Origin of the sequence: Halomonas sp. I1 (assembly GCF_032334135.1) — a bacterium.
GTDB lineage: Bacteria > Pseudomonadota > Gammaproteobacteria > Pseudomonadales > Halomonadaceae > Halomonas.
This window is the reverse complement of sequence record NZ_JAVXUS010000005.1, coordinates 130,150-145,364: the sequence shown is the minus strand read 5'-3', so window position 1 is coordinate 145,364 and position 15,215 is coordinate 130,150. Positions and strand designations below refer to the sequence as shown.

Here is a 15,215-nt window from a genome sequence, read left to right as displayed (position 1 = left end):
CGGCATGACGATGGCGCCCCTGGATAAGCGTAGTCGCGCCTAACGCAATCGCGCTACAGTACGGAGCGCCGCACACCCCCGACGAGGATGCCCATGCCCAGCGCCGACGACACTGCCCTCTCCGTCAGCGAGCTCAACCGCGACGCTCGACAGCTTCTCGAGAGCGGGATCGGCGAGGTCTGGGTGGAGGCCGAGCTTTCCGGTGTATCGCGGCCGGCCTCGGGGCATGTCTACTTCACGCTCAAGGATGAACGCGCCCAGCTACGCTGCGCGCTGTTCCGCAATCGCGCGCGTTTCGTGACCGCGCCGATGCGTGACGGCGACCGGGTCAAGGTGCGCGGCCGGGTATCGCTGTTCGAGCCTCGCGGCGACTTCCAGCTCATCGCCGATGCCGTGCAGCCGGCCGGTGAAGGGGAACTGCTGGCGGCCTTCGAGCGGCTCAAGACCAAGCTGGACGCCGAGGGCGTGTTCGCCAATGCCCGCGCCCTGCCCTTTCCGCCTCGCCACCTGCTGGTGCTGACCTCGCCCACCGGCGCGGCGATTCGCGATGTGCTCGCGGTGCTTGCCGCACGCTGGCCACTGTCTCAGGTCACCCTGATTCCGGTGCCGGTACAGGGCCGCGAGGCGGCCCCGGCACTTATCGCCGCACTCGGGCTGCTCAACCGTCAATCGACCCTGGAGCCGGAACGCGATGCCATCCTGGTCACGCGAGGAGGCGGTAGCCTGGAGGATCTCTGGGCCTTCAACGATGAGCACCTGGCCCGGGCCATCTTCCACTCTCGTCTGCCGGTCATGTCGGCGGTGGGTCATGAAGTCGACGTCACCCTGGCGGATTTCGCCGCCGACAGTCGTGCGCCCACCCCCTCGGCGGCCGCCGAACGACTGGTTCCGGATGCCGCCGCCCTGCGCCAGCGCCTGGTCCAGCTCGAGGAACGCCTGACACGCTCGCAGCGGGCTCGCCTGGACACCCAGGGCCAACGGCTCGACCACTTGAGAGCCCGACTGCGGCACCCGGGTGAAGTGCTCGCCTACCGCCGACGCCAGCTCGAACAGCTGCATGGCCGGCTGCATCGTGCCATGAACGCTCGACTGGCCGAACGACGGGAGAGGGAACGCCATCTTCGTCAACGCCTGGCGCTGCGTTCGCCGCAATGGCAAGTAGAACAGGCCGAACAGCGCCTGACGCTGGCCGCCCAGCGACTGCGTCGGAGCATGCCCCGCTCGTTGGCCCGTCATCGCGAACGCCTTGCCGCCGTGTCGCGGGAGCTCCAGGCGGTCAGCCCCCTGGCGATACTGGGCCGCGGCTACTCGATTCTCGAGACACCCGAAGGACATGTGGTCAAGCGCGCCGAAGATACTCGCCCCGGCGAGCGACTCGAGGCCAGGCTCGGCGAGGGCCGCCTGGCGCTCGAAGTGTTGCCGACACCCAGCCCTCCCTCGACGCCCGATCGCAATTGATAACAAATATTATTTACATTTCTGCCAGTTTCATTACCATACCGCCCTGCATGGCAGGCTGACGGTGCCGATCGGCGAGTGGCTTCCACGACGCGACAACACGGTAAACGTCATCCAATGCTCGCCTTGTCTGCGCCCACCCCGGGCGCAGACTTTTATCGACCGAGACGGATGCGCGAATGACTCGCCGGGCGGTACCTCGGGCAAGTTCATCGGCACATCCCCGACCTTTCCACCTGGAATGGCAAGCCGGGCGGCACGTCTCAAGCCCGATTCGAGAGAGCGACGTTCGGCTTGAAGGTCGAGGGTTCGAGTTCGTGGCGGGCCAGCAACTTGTAGAAATCCGTTCGGTTGCGACCGGCGATTCGCGCCGCCTGGGTGACATTGCCCTCGGTGATCTTGAGGACCTTGATCAGATAGCTGCGCTCGAACCCGGCCCGGGCGTCGTTGAAGGTCGGCAGGGCATTTTCTTCAGCCACCAGGGCCTGCGCCACCAGCGCCTCAGGTATGATCGGGGAGCTGGTCAAGGCCACGCATTGCTCCACCACGTTGACCAGTTGACGCACATTGCCCGGCCAGGCGCTCGAGGCCAGCAGGTTGATGGCCTCCTTGGAGAAGCCCTTGACGAAGGGCTTGTGGCGCTCGGCGGCCTGGGTCACCAGGTACTTGGCGAGCAGCGGCACATCCTCGGCGCGCTCCTTGAGCGGCGGCAGCTTCAGGTTCACCACGTTGAGACGATAGAAGAGATCCTCGCGGAACTCCCCGTCGTGCATGGCCTGGCCCAGATCGCGATGGGTCGCCGAGATCAGGCGTACATCCACGGATACCGAGGCGGTCGATCCAAGGGGGCGAATCTGACGCTCCTGCAAGGCACGCAGCAGCTTGACCTGCAGGGCCAGCGGCATGTCACCGATCTCGTCGAGGAACAGGGTGCCACCATCGGCGGCCTGGAACAGCCCCCGGTGGTCACTGATCGCTCCGGTGAAGGCGCCCTTGGCATGGCCGAACAGCTCGCTCTCGAGGAGTTGCTCGGGCAAGGCGCCGCAGTTGATGGCAATGAAAGGCTTGTCGGCACGCCGGCTGGCCTTGTGAATGGCGCCGGCCAGCAATTCCTTGCCGGAGCCGGAAGCCCCGGTCACCAGGACGCTGACATCGGAGCTCGCCACCATCCTGGCCTGCTCGAGGATTCGCTCCATTTCCGGGCTACGGGTGATGATCGCCTCGCGCCAGCTATCATCCTCGCCGGCCGCCGCCGAGGTATGGGCCAGGGCGTCGTCGATGGTGGTGAACAGCTCGTCCCGATCCACCGGCTTGGTGAGAAAGCCGAAGACCCCCTGGCGCGTGGCGCTGACCGCATCGGGAATCGAGCCATGGGCCGTCAGAATGATCACGGGCAGTCCGGGCAGACGTTTCTGGATCTCCTGAAACAATGCCAGGCCATCCATCTCGTCCATGCGCATATCGGACAGCACCAGATCCGGGCGCCCGGTATCCAGGTGCTTGAGGGCCTCCCGGCCGCTCTCGGCAGTGGTCACGCGGTAGCCACGGCTCTCCAGCCGCATTCCCAGCAGCTTCAGCAGGCTGACGTCATCGTCCACCAGCAGGATGTGCGCCGTTGAATCGGCAGTGGCTCGAGAGTGTCCGCTCGGGGTCATGTCGTGTCTCCGCGTCATTCGGTACGCTGTCGCGAATTGATGTTTCGCTCGATGTCGGTCAAGGCATCGAGCTTTTGCGCCAATGCCTCCTTTTCCTCTACCAGAGCATCCCGTGCCTGCTCACTACTGGCCAGACGGTGCTGCTGATCACGGCGTCGCTCGATCTCGTTGAGCCAGTAGCGCAACAAGGGTTGCAAGCGCGGCGGCGCCGCATGCAGGTCGGCCTTGAATAATTCCGACGCCTGCTTCCACTGCGATGGCGGCCCCCAGGACATCACCACGGCCCGAGCCAGGCGTGTCTCGGTCTGGGTGCCGACGAGACGCTCGCGCATACGTTCACGCCATTCACCATCGCCACGCTGAGACGCCAGGCCGAAGGCCACCCAGTCACGCAGCAGACAGGTTTCATCGGCGAAACCGGGCACTTCAGCGTAACAGTTCGGCGTCTCGACCTTGGCCACCGTGGTCTCCGCCACGTCATCCCGGGATTGCGCAGGCAACCACTGGCAACCTGTCAGCCAGGCGGCGGCCAGGCAGACCATCAGGGCACGTGCATTCATATTCATCCGCTCCTTGCGTGCGTTCCCGCCAGCGCGGGTAATGACTCTGTTGCGTCGTCATCCATGACAGGCGCTGGCAGCGTCAGGCGGAAACATACCGACAGCCGATCCTCGACCAGCTCCAGTGTTCCCTGCTGCAGCCGCGCGCAGTCGGCGGCTACCGAAAGGCCAATGCCCGATCCCTTCAGCGCCCCCTTGCGGCGTATACGGCCCTGGTAGAAGGCCTCGAAGAGGTGATCTCTATCCTCATCGGGAATCGACTCCCCACTGTTGGCCACCTCGAGCACCAGCAATGTCGACGTGGAATGGGCGCGGATCTCCAGTTCGCCCCCATCCTCACCATAAGCGACAGCGTTGGAGATGAGGTTGTCGAGGATGCGCCCCGTCGCGGTGCGGTCGATCCGCCAGTTCACGGGACCATCGAAACTCACGACCCGCATTTCTTTCTGCTGCAGCGCCAGCCGATGCTTGGCCAGCACCTCCTTGGCCACCGTTGCCAGATCCAGACATTCGAGATCGAGGCGACGATTGTGCTGCAGCAGATTGTAGTCGAGTAGTTGCTCGATGAGCTGCTGCAACTCACTGCCACTGGCATCGATCAGCTCGAGTATCTCACGCTGGTGCTCGGTGATCTCGCCGGCCACACCGTCGGTAAGCAGCGCCGACCCTTCACGCACGCTGGCCAACGGTGTCTTCAACTCATGAGACATGTGGCGCAGAAACTGCTGTTTCTGCTCCTCCAGCTCATCGAGCCGTGAAGAGAGCCAGTCCAGGCGCTCATCCAGCCGGACCAGCTCTGCGGGGCCCTGGACGGGCGTCATGCTCTGCTGTTGGCTACCGCTACCGATACCCAGAATGTGCCGCTCGAGCTGGCGGATCGGACGAATGATCAAGCGCGTGAACAACAGCATCAACAACAGACTGGCCGATACCAGTGCTGCCGTCTGCCACCATAGTCGCGTCTGCACCGACTCGGCCCGGGCGCGAATATCATCGAGTCGTTCATCGATACGCTGATTGGTCGCCTGCCGCATGGCCTCGGTATGCCGGGCAAACGGCAGGAAGGCCGACAGGCGCTCCTGAAACTGTTCGACGGGCAGGTCCGGCAGCTCGGCGAGCTCATCCAGCTGTTCGCTGAGTGCCGCGACATCCGGGTCATCGGGCAACAGTTCGCGTTGCCTGGCCAGCAACTGCCGGAATTCCGCCAGGCGTTCATCGTAGATATCGAGCAGGCTCTCCTGCTCGACCACTGCATACTGGCGAGCGGAGCGCTCCAGCTCCAGGGCCAGGGCTCCCAGGGTCCGGGCACGCCGGGTCTCCTCCACCGCCTGGCGGGCACTGACATCGGCCAGGCGTGAAAGCTCGGACAATGCCTGGCCGGCCTGGAACATCAGCACGGCCAACGGCAGCATCACCATGAGAAAGGCCAGCAACACCAGCTGCAGCAAGGAGCGTGGGCGCCAGCGACGGGAAACGGCTGAAGTCATGGCCAGCGTTCTATCGAAAAAATTGAAAAGAAGCACCATCGCTCTTGCTCGAGAATACCAGAGTTTCGCCGGCCAGCCTGCAAACCGTCATGCACGAGAATGTGCAGCAAAAAAAAGGCCGGCAGGGCCGGCCCAATACGCAGGGAACTGAAGGGTTGGAAAGCCGCTCGATCGACTGGCCTGGTCCCGTCCGTCGATCGACTCTCCATGGGCCTTGAAAGACCCTCGAAGCCACCCGAAGCCGTTTGCCACCAGGGGCCGGTCATCGAGTGTCGGGTAGCGAACCACCCTTGCTTCGATCCTGGCACCGTCGCCTCAAGGGGCGCCGCTGCGCGATTCATTCCCCCTTCGGGGGAGAGGCGTCCATGCCAGAGCATCCTTGCCCTTTTCGGTACACGTCCTTGACGTCGTCGGTACCGTCTCATCGCAACCTAAAGTCACACATCGCTGGAGCAGACATTGGCCGCTTCGAGGCCGGGCACACAGGGCAGTGATATCGCATGCCTCGCAGCGACCGGAGAACGATTCGAGCCGTATGAATCGTTTTCCGCTTGCTCACCCAGAGTAGTGCCACATGCATGCCATAAAAAATAAAAACCTTTATTATCAGTGAATTATTAAAACTCTTTTCTCGCAAATCTCCCCGAGCCGGCCACCACAGCATCATTGAACGCGAAAAAGCGTCGCCACATGGCGACGCCTACTGAGAGAAATAAAAAAAGCTCTTTTATAACAACAAGATAAAACGTCTCCCAAAGGCGACACTTTAGAGCACGTTTAACAAGGAGGGGCGCCAGAACTCTCAGGAAATCGACTTTAACAACACCTTCGACTGCCTGGCGTGATTGTAGGTATCGCGCTTGAGGGGCGGCAGGTCGACAAGCTCAGCGGTACCGAAGCCATGCTCGAAGAACCAGTGCGCCGTGTGGGTCGTCAAGGCAAACAAGGCGTCCAGTCCCAGCCGACGGGCACGGCGCTCGACTTCGCCCAGCAGCAGGTCGCCCCGGGCGCCGCCACGATAATCGACATGTACCGCCACACAGGCGAGCTCGCCCACGCTGGCCTCAGGAAAGGTATGCAGGGCGGCACAGCCAATGACCATGCCGTCGCGCTCGATGACCACATAATCATCGATCTCGTACTCCAGCCGCTCCCTGGAGCGCGGTACCAGCATGCCGCGCCGTTCCAACGGCTCGAGCAGCTCCAGCAGGCCGCCGATATCCGCGACCTGGGCGGCGCGCAGCTGCTCGTAGCGATGACGGGAAATCATGGTGCCCACGCCGTCGCGGGTGAACAGCTCACCAAGCAGGGCATCGTGGTCACGCCACGACAACAGATGAGTGCGCGCCACCCCATGACGGGCGGCGGCACAGGCTGCCCCCAGATGACGATAAGCTTCGTCGCCGGGGGAGGCGTCATCGAGCCAGGCGCTGGCCTCGTCCGGCGTCAACTGGCGTTGCAGTTGCCCCCGGGCATCGGACAGGCCGCTGGCCTCGCCAAGCAGGATCAGCTTGTCGGCTGTCAGCGCCGTGGCGACCTTCTGGGCCACCTCGGCGGCATCCAGGTCGAAGACTTCACCGGTGCTGGAATACCCCAATGGAGGCAGCAGCACCAGCGACCCCTGTTCCAGCAAGCCAGTGATCGCTGCCTCACGGACCCGGCGCACCTCGCCGCTCCGCGCGAAATCGACACCATCCCGCACGCCCAGTGGTTTGGCCATCACCAGGTTGCCGGACACGGCCGTCATCTCGACACCATGTAACGGCGAGTTGGGAAGCCCCAGGGAAAGTCGCGACTCCAGCCACAGACGCTGCTCGGCGGCGACTCGCTCGACCCGTGCCATGATCGCCTCATCGGCGACCCAGCGGCCATGATGACGGCGTGGCGTGATCGAGGCCGCCTCGAGGGCACCGTTCACCTGAGGGCGGATCCCCAGCACCACCACCAGGCGAACTCCCAGGGTGTGCAGCAGCGCCAGGTCCTGGATGAGCTGCTCACCACGCCCCTCGGACACCGCCTCACCCTCGATCAGGATGACGAAGGTTCGCCCTCGATGCGCATTGATATAAGGCGAGGAATTACGAAACCAGTCGACGAAGGGAAAGCGAGTATCCAAGGCCGCACTCCGGCAGCAGGTGAAAGGGGAAGATGAGCCTCGACTATATCAGACCCATGAAAGCAGCAGCGAGACGCGAGACGCGAGACGCGAGACGCGAGACGCGAGACGCGAGACGCGAGACGCGAGACGCGAGACGCGAGACGCGAGCAGGATGCTGCCACCACCCTCTAAGCCGTCACCCCTTCAGCTCGTATCTCGTATCTCGTATCTCGTCGCTCGACGCTTACCCAAACATCCCCTTGAACATGAAGAAGAACATGATCGCCAGGCCCGCGCCCGCCGGCAGCGTGATCAGCCAGGACATCACGATGGTGCCGATCACTCTCAGGTTGAGTGCCGCCATGCCACGCGCCAGCCCCACGCCGAGCACCGCACCGACCAATGTCTGGGTGGTAGAGATGGGCAGACCGGTGCCCGAAGCCAGCACCACGGTGGTGGCAGCGGCCAGGGTCGCGGCGAAGCCACGGCTCGGCGTCAACTCGGTGATGCCGGTCCCCACGGTGGCGATGACCTTGTGGCCATAGGTCACCAGGCCGATGACGATGCCGCCACCGCCCAGCACCAGTACCCACCAGGGCACCAGGGCCTCACCACCGACTTTGCCACCGCTCTCGACGATGCTGATTACCGCGGCAAGGGGGCCGACGGCGTTGGCCACATCGTTGGAGCCGTGGGCAAAGGCCATGGCACAAGCAGTGAACAGCATCAGCACCCCGAAGACACGCTCCACGCCTCCGAAGCCGAAGGCATCATCCTGACGCTTCCCGGCACCTACGCGACGCTCTCGCATGACGCCCAGCGCCATCAGAGCCAAACCTACCAGTATGGAATACAGGAAGCTGGCACCAAAACCGAGCTCGAGGCCGACGTGCTTGAGCCCCTTGGTAAAGGTCACCATGGAGACGATGAAGCCGACCAGGAAGACATACATCGGCACATAGCGCTTGGCGGCAGCGAAGGGATCGCGACTCTCGAAAATCAGGTGTTGAACGGACTTGAACAGCATGAAGGCGATGGAACCGGACATCAGCGGGGAGACCACCCAACTGGCAGCGATCTGGCCCACCTTGCCCCAATCGATGGCATCGAGTCCCAGCCCGGCCATGGCAAAACCGACGATCGCACCGACAATGGAATGGGTGGTGGAGACAGGCCAGCCACGCATCGAGGCGATCAGCAACCAGGTGGCCGCCGCCAACAAGGCAGCCAGCATGCCGTAGACCAGCAATTGAGGATCGCCCTGGAGCATGGCCGGGTCGATGATACCCTTGCGGATGGTGTTGGTAACTTCGCCACCGGCCAACCAGGCGCCGAGAAACTCGAAGATCACGGCGATGATGATCGCCTGCTTGATGGTGATCGCCTTGGAGCCCACCGAGGTCCCCATGGCATTGGCAACATCGTTGGCCCCGACCCCCCAAGCCATGAACAGGCCGAAGAGACAGGCGAGGATGATGAAGAGGTCGCTATGCTGCGCGATGATCGACATAGGACGGTGTCCTTCTGCGGTCAGAGTGTGGCGGATGGTGTTCGGGAGTTCCCGATCAGTTGGCCGTCATGATCTGAAGGCGACTGCCGACGCGCTCGGCGCGATCGGACAGCTCACCGACCCAGTCGATGATCTGGTAGAGGAACATCACCTCTACCGGCGGCAGGCTGTCTTCCAGCGCGAACAGCTGGCGACGGATCGCGATCTGCTGGCTGTCGGCCTGTTGCTCCAGGGTATGGAGCTCGCGAATCAGGTTCTGCATGACGTCGGAGACGTTGCGCCCGAAGCCGGACTCGAGCAGGTCCTTGAGTTCTTCCAGGGCCTGACGAGCCTGCCCCACACACGCCACGGAAGTCTGCATGTAATCGCGCATGGGCTCGGCCAGGGTTTCCGGTACCTGCATGCTGCGACCGAGCATGATGCCGGTGATGTCGCGAACCTTGTTGGCGATCTTGTCCTGGACGCTGATCAGGTCCAGCAGATCGGACCGCGATACCGGCAGGAACATGGTGTTGGGCAGATTGAGGCGCAGCTCGGTCTTGAGCTCGTCGGCCTCGTGCTCGAGACGCGTGATGGTCTCGCGGTGAACGCCGGCTTCCTGCCAGTCGCCGTTGAGCGTGGATTCGAAGAACGGCAGCAACTGTTCCGCGCAGTCATTGACCTTTACGATGTGCGCCAGCAACGGCTGGAATGGCGAACGGCCAAACATCGCGGAGAAAGGGTTGGATGTCACCATGGGCATCTGAACACTTGGAAAATGGCGGCGTCAGTATAGTGATTGGCCACCCCGACGTCATGAAAAATTCATCTATCTTTCATCTTATCCCCACAAGGCAAGCACTCCATGGCAAGTGAAATCGAACTCAAGCTGGCCCTGGGCGAATCGGGGCCGGACGCCTTGCGCCGCCACCCCCGCCTCGCCGCCCTGCCCTCACGGGTCGGCCGACTGGGCAACACCTACTTCGATACCCCCGAGGGCGACCTGGAGCGCTCACGGAGCGCCCTGCGCCTGCGTCGCGACGGCGAGCGATTGCTGCAGACCGTGAAGACCCGAGGCCAGGGCGGTGGCGGCCTCTCGAGCCGTGGCGAATGGGAATGGCCAGTGGATGGCCCCGGATTGGATCTCGAGGGACTCGCCGAGATCCCCCCGATGGCGGCACTCGGCCGGGACACCCTGTCGCGCCTCGAGCCACGCTTCTCCACCGACTTCACCCGCGAGACCTGGTGGGTAGAAGGCGACAACGCCGTCATCGAGGTGGCGCTGGATACCGGGGAGATTCGTGCCGGCGAGCACACGGCGATGATCCGCGAGCTGGAGCTCGAGCTCAAGAGCGGCACGGAAAGCGCCCTGCACGACCTTGCCGCCATCCTGGCCGAAAGCGTGCCTTTGCGCCCCTCGGACACCAGCAAGGCTGCCAGGGGCGGTGCCCTGCTCCTCGGACACTGGCACCTCCCCGCAGGCGGCCCCCCCTCCGCCTGGCTGCATCGCGCCAGCGTGGCCTTGGATGCCTTGTGCGATACCGGCGACCCGGCCTGGCGCCACGAGGCAAAAGACGCCTTCCAACGCCTGGCGGAACGGGACGATGATACGGCGAACGACGCCGGCTGGCTGGCCAGGGCCCTGGATGACAGTACCTGGCTGAACGAGGCCTTCGGCATTCGCGCCCTGTCCCTGTCACGCCACCTTCCCGGGGACGCCACACTCGGCTGAGTCTCGACAACGCCTGAGTCTCGACAACGACAAGGACGACACCTACCGTGAGCCACCTCAAGCCCGCCTCGGAAGGCCTGCGTACGCGGATTTTCCAGCTCATCTTCGAGTCCGACACGCCCTCGGCCAAGGCCTTCGACATCGCCCTGATCGGGGTGATCCTGTGCAGTGTGCTGGTGGTGATGCTGGAAAGTGTCGTGCCGTTGCGAGAGCGCCACGGGGCGCTGTTCCACTGGCTGGAGTGGGGCTTTACCCTGCTCTTCACCCTCGAACTGGCCCTTCGCCTCTACTGCCTTGAAAGACCCTGGCAGTACCTGCGCGGCTTCTACGGCATCATCGACCTTCTGGCCATTCTGCCCACCTGGCTGGCCCTGTTGCTGCCCGGCGCTCAGTCTCTGGTGGTGGTACGTCTGCTGCGCGCCCTGCGTATCTTCCGCGTACTGCGACTGATGGAATTCGTCGGCGAAGGACGCCTGCTGATCGACGCCTTGAAACGCAGCGCTCGGCAGATCTTCCTGTTCCTGTTCACCGTCTGCATGCTGATTACCATCTTCGCCTCGGTGGTCTACCTGATCGAACCCCCCGAGGCCGGCTTCACCAGCATTCCCAAATCGATCTACTGGGCAGCCGTCACCCTGACCACCGTCGGCTACGGCGATATCGCACCGGTGACCCCACTGGGCCAGGCCATCTCGGTGATGATGATGCTGATCGGCTACTCGATCATCGCCGTGCCCACCGGGGTCTTCTCCGCCGAAGTGATCCGCTCGATCCGCGCCGATCGCTATTCCGACGAGGCCTGTCCCGGCTGCGGGCACGATCGACACGAAAAGCGTGCCAGCTACTGCCTGCACTGTGGCACCTGGCTGGACGAAGAGACCCCGGACCCCAGGGCCGAAAACGACGATGCGCCTCACGTCGATGAGACATGAGGCGCACCTTGGCCGAGATTTCTCGACTGGCGTTTCAGTCTTGGCTGAGATGCCGACGAGCGCAGCATTGAAGCAGCGCTTCCCGGGTGTGGATCACTCCACCTCGAGCGATGCCTCCCAGGCGTTGAGTTCGGCTTCACTCCAGTCGCCATAGCCGGCGTTGGGGAAGACGATCCAGTCGTCGCCGAATCGCTCGGCGTTTTCCTCGACGAGGCGGCGCTGGCCTTCGAGGTCTGCGTCGGCGAACTCGCCGGAGAAATCATGCAGGGAGTCGCCGAGCTGCATCACCAGGGTGTGGTTCTCGACGACCTCGGCCCGACGTTCCGCCTTGGGCGGCCCGAGCAGCATGACGCTGTCCTTCGATACCTGGGGCAGTTCGAGGGCTTCGAGGCTCGCGATGGTATCGGCCTCGTTCTCCTGGTAGCGGTCGGAGACATAGAAGATATCCACGCCCTGCTCGTCGGCGAATTCCAGAAAGTCCGCGGCGCCGGGGATCAGGCGCGGCTCGCCCTCGCGCTCCCAGTGCTTCCAGGTATCCCAGGTGGTGTAGTCATGGCATGCCTGCATGTCGCGGACCAGCAAGGCGCTGTTATCGAGTACCGTCTCGTCCAGGTCGGTGATGATCGCCAGGTCAGCGCTCGCGTCATGATCGGCGATGGCCTGCTCAAGACGCAGGGTGGCCAACGCATAGCCCTGACGCTGCAAGGCCGCGACTTCGGCGGAACGCTGTTGATAGCGAAGCCCCATCGAATAGGCGGCCTGGGCACAGAGTGTTTCACCATCAGTGCCATCGGTCGCGGCGTTGGCGAACGGCGTCACACCGGCAAACAGCGCGGCGGCGAGCAATGTATGGCGGCTGAACATCATCATGAACATCTCCTGCTTGGTGATCGGAAGTTTGATCACGCTTTGTTATCGAAAATCAGCCATATGATCATATTTTATTTTTATTACACGTTCAAATTAATATCTAGGGCGAGCCGGCCGTCGGTGGCGGGGGGAAGATTACGGTCGACGGCAGGCACCGTCATCCTGTTCCGGCCAGCTCAGGCAATCACCGGTCTCGATTCCCTTCGCCTCGAAGTAGCCGGCATTGACCTCCAGGGCGGCATGATAGGGCGCCGAGGGGCGCGTCACCGGGCAGTCGCTCGGCGACGTCGCGCGGCAGGGCTGCATGCGATGAATGTCGTTGATGCGCCCCTCAGCATCGAGAAAGGCGATGTCCAGGGCAATGCGTGTGCGATACATCCAGAAGCCGCTATGGGCGGGCTGGGCGGCGCCATAGAGAAACAGCATGCCGGCATCCTCGGCTAGAGAGTCACGCTCCATCAGCCCGCGGCTACGCTCGGCGGCGCTGCGCGCCAGCTCCACCGTCAGCCGATGTGGCCCCCGCGCGCTGTGAACCGTCAAGGTGGTGGTGGGCAGCCTCGAGGATCGAGCATCGGCATCGGGTCGCCACAGGGTCAGCAACGGCAACAGCGCCATGCCCTGCAGCATTCGGCGACGGGTCGGGTTCATGCGGGTCCTCTCGATGGCTGGTGATGGGGAAACACTGCTTAAATGCCTGCACATGCAAATCGCTTCGCTATAGCCGCCATCCCTGGCGACTACCCTGCGGGCCCGTCTAAAGACGGTTCAAATTCGCTCCCGGCGAATTTGTGCTCGGTGCTGGTGCGCCAGCCCGGTCGAAAGTCGCCTAACTACACATTATGTCTCGCTTTCTGTGCTCCGTGCGCCTTGCGTGGCCCACAAGGATGTGGGAAATGCGATGGCCCGTCGGGAACGGGCCTAGCCTTCACTATACTCGGCGATTTATTCGGCGTTTCCATAGCCGGGACGAACGCTCGGACAGAACGCCAGTCACTATCCGTCGGCCCCGAGTAGTCCGAGCGACGCAAGGGCCCAGAACGCTTCACTGTCGTCGACCGCAAGGTTGCCTGAAAGATACACCACCTTCGCACCCGCGGCCGAAACCACTTACTCGCTCGCTGAACGCAGGCCGCCCGACACCTGCATCACCCAATCGCGAATGGCAAGGATGGTCGGGTCATCCCGTCGGTCTTCCGGGTGGACAAGATAGAACGGCTTGCCTTCCAGTTCCGGCCCGAAGGGTTGCACCAGGCGCCCTTCTTCCAGTTCATCGGCAATCAGCGGACGGCTCATCAGCGCGACTCCCTGCCCTCCGACGGCGGCGGAGATGGCATGGGTTTCATCGGAAAACACCAGTCCGGCACTGACATCGAGCGCCGGCACGACGGCCCGCCTCTGCCAGCCAGCCCAGTCCAGCGGCGCCACCGAGCCTCCCTGGGGACGGAAGTGAATCAGCGAATGGACGGGCAGCTCCTTCCGGCGCTTCAAGTCCAGATGCGGACTGCAGGCGGGAATGAAAACATTATCGAAGAGTTTCTCCGCCACCAGCCCCGGCCAATGGCCATCTCCGTAGCGAATGGCCAGGTCCGCCGTGACGCCATCCAGCGCGACGGGATCGTGGGACGCATGGATGCGCAGGTCGATGTCCGGATGCGAATCGCGCAGCAGGCATACCCAGGGCAACAGCCAGCGCACCGCCACCGCCGGCGTCGTGGAGAGCGTTACCGCCTGGCGGACGGGCACCGTTTTCAAGCGCTCGACGACATCGCCGATGCTGTCGAAGGCGCTCTCCAGTGTCTGGAACAGCTCGTCCCCCTGCCGAGTCAGCACCAGTTGCCGAGGCTTGCGAACGAACAGCGTCACACCGAGGGCGTCTTCCAGACCACGGATATGGTGGCTGATGGCCGTGGCGGTCACGGACAGTTCCTCTGCCGCCCGCTTGGCACTCTCGTGACGGGCAGCCGCTTCAAATGCCCTCAAGGAGGACAGGGAGGGTAATCGGCGGGGGATCATGGATGAACTCAGCTCATCTCAACACGCAAGAAAAGATCGTTTGTTGCCTATATGCCGTGATTCTAGGCTGACCTGGCCACTAAAAGATACCTGAAGCCAACTCACATCATGAGGTAACAATCATGACCCATATCCTACAACTCGACGCCAGCGCCCGCCCCGGCCTCGCCGGTACCGACGACCACGGTTCCATCAGCCGCCGGCTGACGCACCGCTTCGTCTCCGGCTGGCAAGGCCGACGACCCGACGATCGCGTCACCTACCGAGATATCGGCGGCCATCCCCCCTCCTTCATCGACCAGCCATGGATTCAGGCCGCCTTCACGCCATCGGCGCAGCGGCCCTCTTGGATGACAGATACGCTCGCCGAAAGCGACCAGTTGGTCAACGAGCTGACCGCGTCGGACATTCTGGTCATCGGTGCGCCACTCTATAACTTCGGCATGCCGGCAACCCTGAAAGCCTGGGTAGATCAGGTCGTACGTCTTGGGCGTACGGTGGATTATGAGCCAAATCGGCCCGAAGACCCGTTCATCCCCTTGCTGGCCGACCGCCCCCGCCACGCGGTGATACTGTCGTCCCGGGGCGAGTCCGGCCTCGGCCCTGGCGGCCCCATGGCCCACATGAATCACCTGGAGCCCAATCTGACCACGGTACTGGAATTCATCGGCATCACCCGGATCCACCGGATTGCCGTCGAATATCAGGAGGAAGGCGGCGCCTTGCTGGCAGCCTCCATCGAGGCGGCGGAACGCGATGTGGACGCACTAACCGCCCACCTCTCGCAGACCATCCATGCCGGGGAGCGAGCGGAGCCCGCCTGACAGCCTCTTGGCCGGAAAGACACAAGGGTTTGCCTGAAAAGTCGGCGAGCGAAGACCGAGGCTAGGCCCGCTCCCGGCGGGCCAGCGCATTTCCCAC

Annotated in this window: 13 protein-coding genes; 4 read left to right on the top strand and 9 right to left on the bottom strand. The window is 63.3% G+C overall.

What is annotated here, in order from left to right; translation table 11 throughout:
• The first annotated feature begins 93 nt into the window (after nt 1–93).
• Entirely contained in the window at nt 94–1,458 is a 1,365-nt protein-coding gene (gene xseA, locus RSO41_RS08610) for an exodeoxyribonuclease VII large subunit (protein ID WP_315618708.1), read from the top strand.
• Between the two features lie 263 nt (nt 1,459–1,721).
• On the opposite strand, the gene glrR is transcribed toward xseA, so the two are convergent.
• From glrR to RSO41_RS08580, 6 genes are all read right to left on the bottom strand, one after another.
• Nucleotides 1,722–3,113, bottom strand: coding sequence for a two-component system response regulator GlrR (glrR, locus tag RSO41_RS08605; RefSeq protein WP_315618707.1), 1,392 nt, complete (start codon nt 3,111–3,113; stop codon nt 1,722–1,724).
• A 14-nt stretch (nt 3,114–3,127) separates the two neighbouring features.
• Nucleotides 3,128–3,673, bottom strand: coding sequence for a hypothetical protein (locus RSO41_RS08600; protein ID WP_315618706.1), 546 nt, complete (start codon nt 3,671–3,673; stop codon nt 3,128–3,130).
• Nucleotides 3,674–3,675: 2 nt separating this feature from the next.
• Nucleotides 3,676–5,160: a HAMP domain-containing sensor histidine kinase gene (locus tag RSO41_RS08595; protein WP_315618705.1), complete on the bottom strand. Its 1,485-nt coding sequence runs from the start codon at nt 5,158–5,160 to the stop codon at nt 3,676–3,678.
• An 802-nt stretch (nt 5,161–5,962) separates the two neighbouring features.
• Nucleotides 5,963–7,276 carry an amino-acid N-acetyltransferase gene (argA, locus tag RSO41_RS08590; protein ID WP_315618704.1) on the bottom strand — a complete coding sequence of 438 codons (1,314 nt, stop codon included), beginning with the start codon at nt 7,274–7,276 and terminating at the stop codon, nt 5,963–5,965.
• Between the two features lie 226 nt (nt 7,277–7,502).
• Complete coding sequence (locus tag RSO41_RS08585; RefSeq protein WP_315618703.1) at nt 7,503–8,768, bottom strand: anion permease; 1,266 nt, start codon at nt 8,766–8,768, stop codon at nt 7,503–7,505.
• 55 nt (nt 8,769–8,823) lie between these two features.
• Nucleotides 8,824–9,504, bottom strand: a complete 681-nt coding sequence (locus RSO41_RS08580) for a TIGR00153 family protein (protein WP_315618741.1) — start codon at nt 9,502–9,504, stop codon at nt 8,824–8,826.
• Nucleotides 9,505–9,612: 108 nt separating this feature from the next.
• Between RSO41_RS08580 and RSO41_RS08575 the strand changes: the two genes are divergently transcribed.
• Nucleotides 9,613–10,479, top strand: a complete 867-nt coding sequence (locus RSO41_RS08575; protein WP_315618702.1) for a CYTH domain-containing protein — start codon at nt 9,613–9,615, stop codon at nt 10,477–10,479.
• Between the two features lie 47 nt (nt 10,480–10,526).
• Entirely contained in the window at nt 10,527–11,411 is an 885-nt protein-coding gene (locus RSO41_RS08570; RefSeq protein ID WP_315618701.1) for an ion transporter, read from the top strand.
• A 93-nt stretch (nt 11,412–11,504) separates the two neighbouring features.
• Here RSO41_RS08570 and RSO41_RS08565 read toward each other — a convergent pair whose 3' ends face one another.
• From RSO41_RS08565 to RSO41_RS08555, 3 genes are all read right to left on the bottom strand, one after another.
• Entirely contained in the window at nt 11,505–12,281 is a 777-nt protein-coding gene (locus RSO41_RS08565) for a 5'-nucleotidase, lipoprotein e(P4) family (protein ID WP_315618700.1), read from the bottom strand.
• Nucleotides 12,282–12,416: 135 nt separating this feature from the next.
• Nucleotides 12,417–12,929: a DUF192 domain-containing protein gene (locus RSO41_RS08560; protein WP_315618699.1), complete on the bottom strand. Its 513-nt coding sequence runs from the start codon at nt 12,927–12,929 to the stop codon at nt 12,417–12,419.
• Between the two features lie 459 nt (nt 12,930–13,388).
• Nucleotides 13,389–14,294, bottom strand: a complete 906-nt coding sequence (locus RSO41_RS08555; RefSeq protein ID WP_315618697.1) for a LysR substrate-binding domain-containing protein — start codon at nt 14,292–14,294, stop codon at nt 13,389–13,391.
• A 122-nt stretch (nt 14,295–14,416) separates the two neighbouring features.
• On the opposite strand from RSO41_RS08555, the gene RSO41_RS08550 reads away from it, so the two are divergent.
• Nucleotides 14,417–15,118, top strand: coding sequence for an FMN-dependent NADH-azoreductase (locus RSO41_RS08550; protein ID WP_315618696.1), 702 nt, complete (start codon nt 14,417–14,419; stop codon nt 15,116–15,118).
• Nucleotides 15,119–15,215 lie beyond the last annotated feature (97 nt).

Excerpts from the sequence above, each read along its gene's own strand:
- xseA (WP_315618708.1), top strand. The coding sequence starts at position 94 with ATGCCCAGCGCCGACGACACTGCCCTCTCCGTCAGCGAGCTCAACCGC.
- glrR (WP_315618707.1), bottom strand. The coding sequence starts at position 3,113 with ATGACCCCGAGCGGACACTCTCGAGCCACTGCCGATTCAACGGCGCAC.
- RSO41_RS08600 (WP_315618706.1), bottom strand. The coding sequence starts at position 3,673 with ATGAATGCACGTGCCCTGATGGTCTGCCTGGCCGCCGCCTGGCTGACA.
- RSO41_RS08595 (WP_315618705.1), bottom strand. The coding sequence starts at position 5,160 with ATGACTTCAGCCGTTTCCCGTCGCTGGCGCCCACGCTCCTTGCTGCAG.
- RSO41_RS08585 (WP_315618703.1), bottom strand. The coding sequence starts at position 8,768 with ATGTCGATCATCGCGCAGCATAGCGACCTCTTCATCATCCTCGCCTGT.
- RSO41_RS08580 (WP_315618741.1), bottom strand. The coding sequence starts at position 9,504 with ATGGTGACATCCAACCCTTTCTCCGCGATGTTTGGCCGTTCGCCATTC.
- RSO41_RS08575 (WP_315618702.1), top strand. The coding sequence starts at position 9,613 with ATGGCAAGTGAAATCGAACTCAAGCTGGCCCTGGGCGAATCGGGGCCG.
- RSO41_RS08565 (WP_315618700.1), bottom strand. The coding sequence starts at position 12,281 with ATGATGATGTTCAGCCGCCATACATTGCTCGCCGCCGCGCTGTTTGCC.
- RSO41_RS08560 (WP_315618699.1), bottom strand. The coding sequence starts at position 12,929 with ATGAACCCGACCCGTCGCCGAATGCTGCAGGGCATGGCGCTGTTGCCG.
- RSO41_RS08555 (WP_315618697.1), bottom strand. The coding sequence starts at position 14,294 with ATGATCCCCCGCCGATTACCCTCCCTGTCCTCCTTGAGGGCATTTGAA.
- RSO41_RS08550 (WP_315618696.1), top strand. The coding sequence starts at position 14,417 with ATGACCCATATCCTACAACTCGACGCCAGCGCCCGCCCCGGCCTCGCC.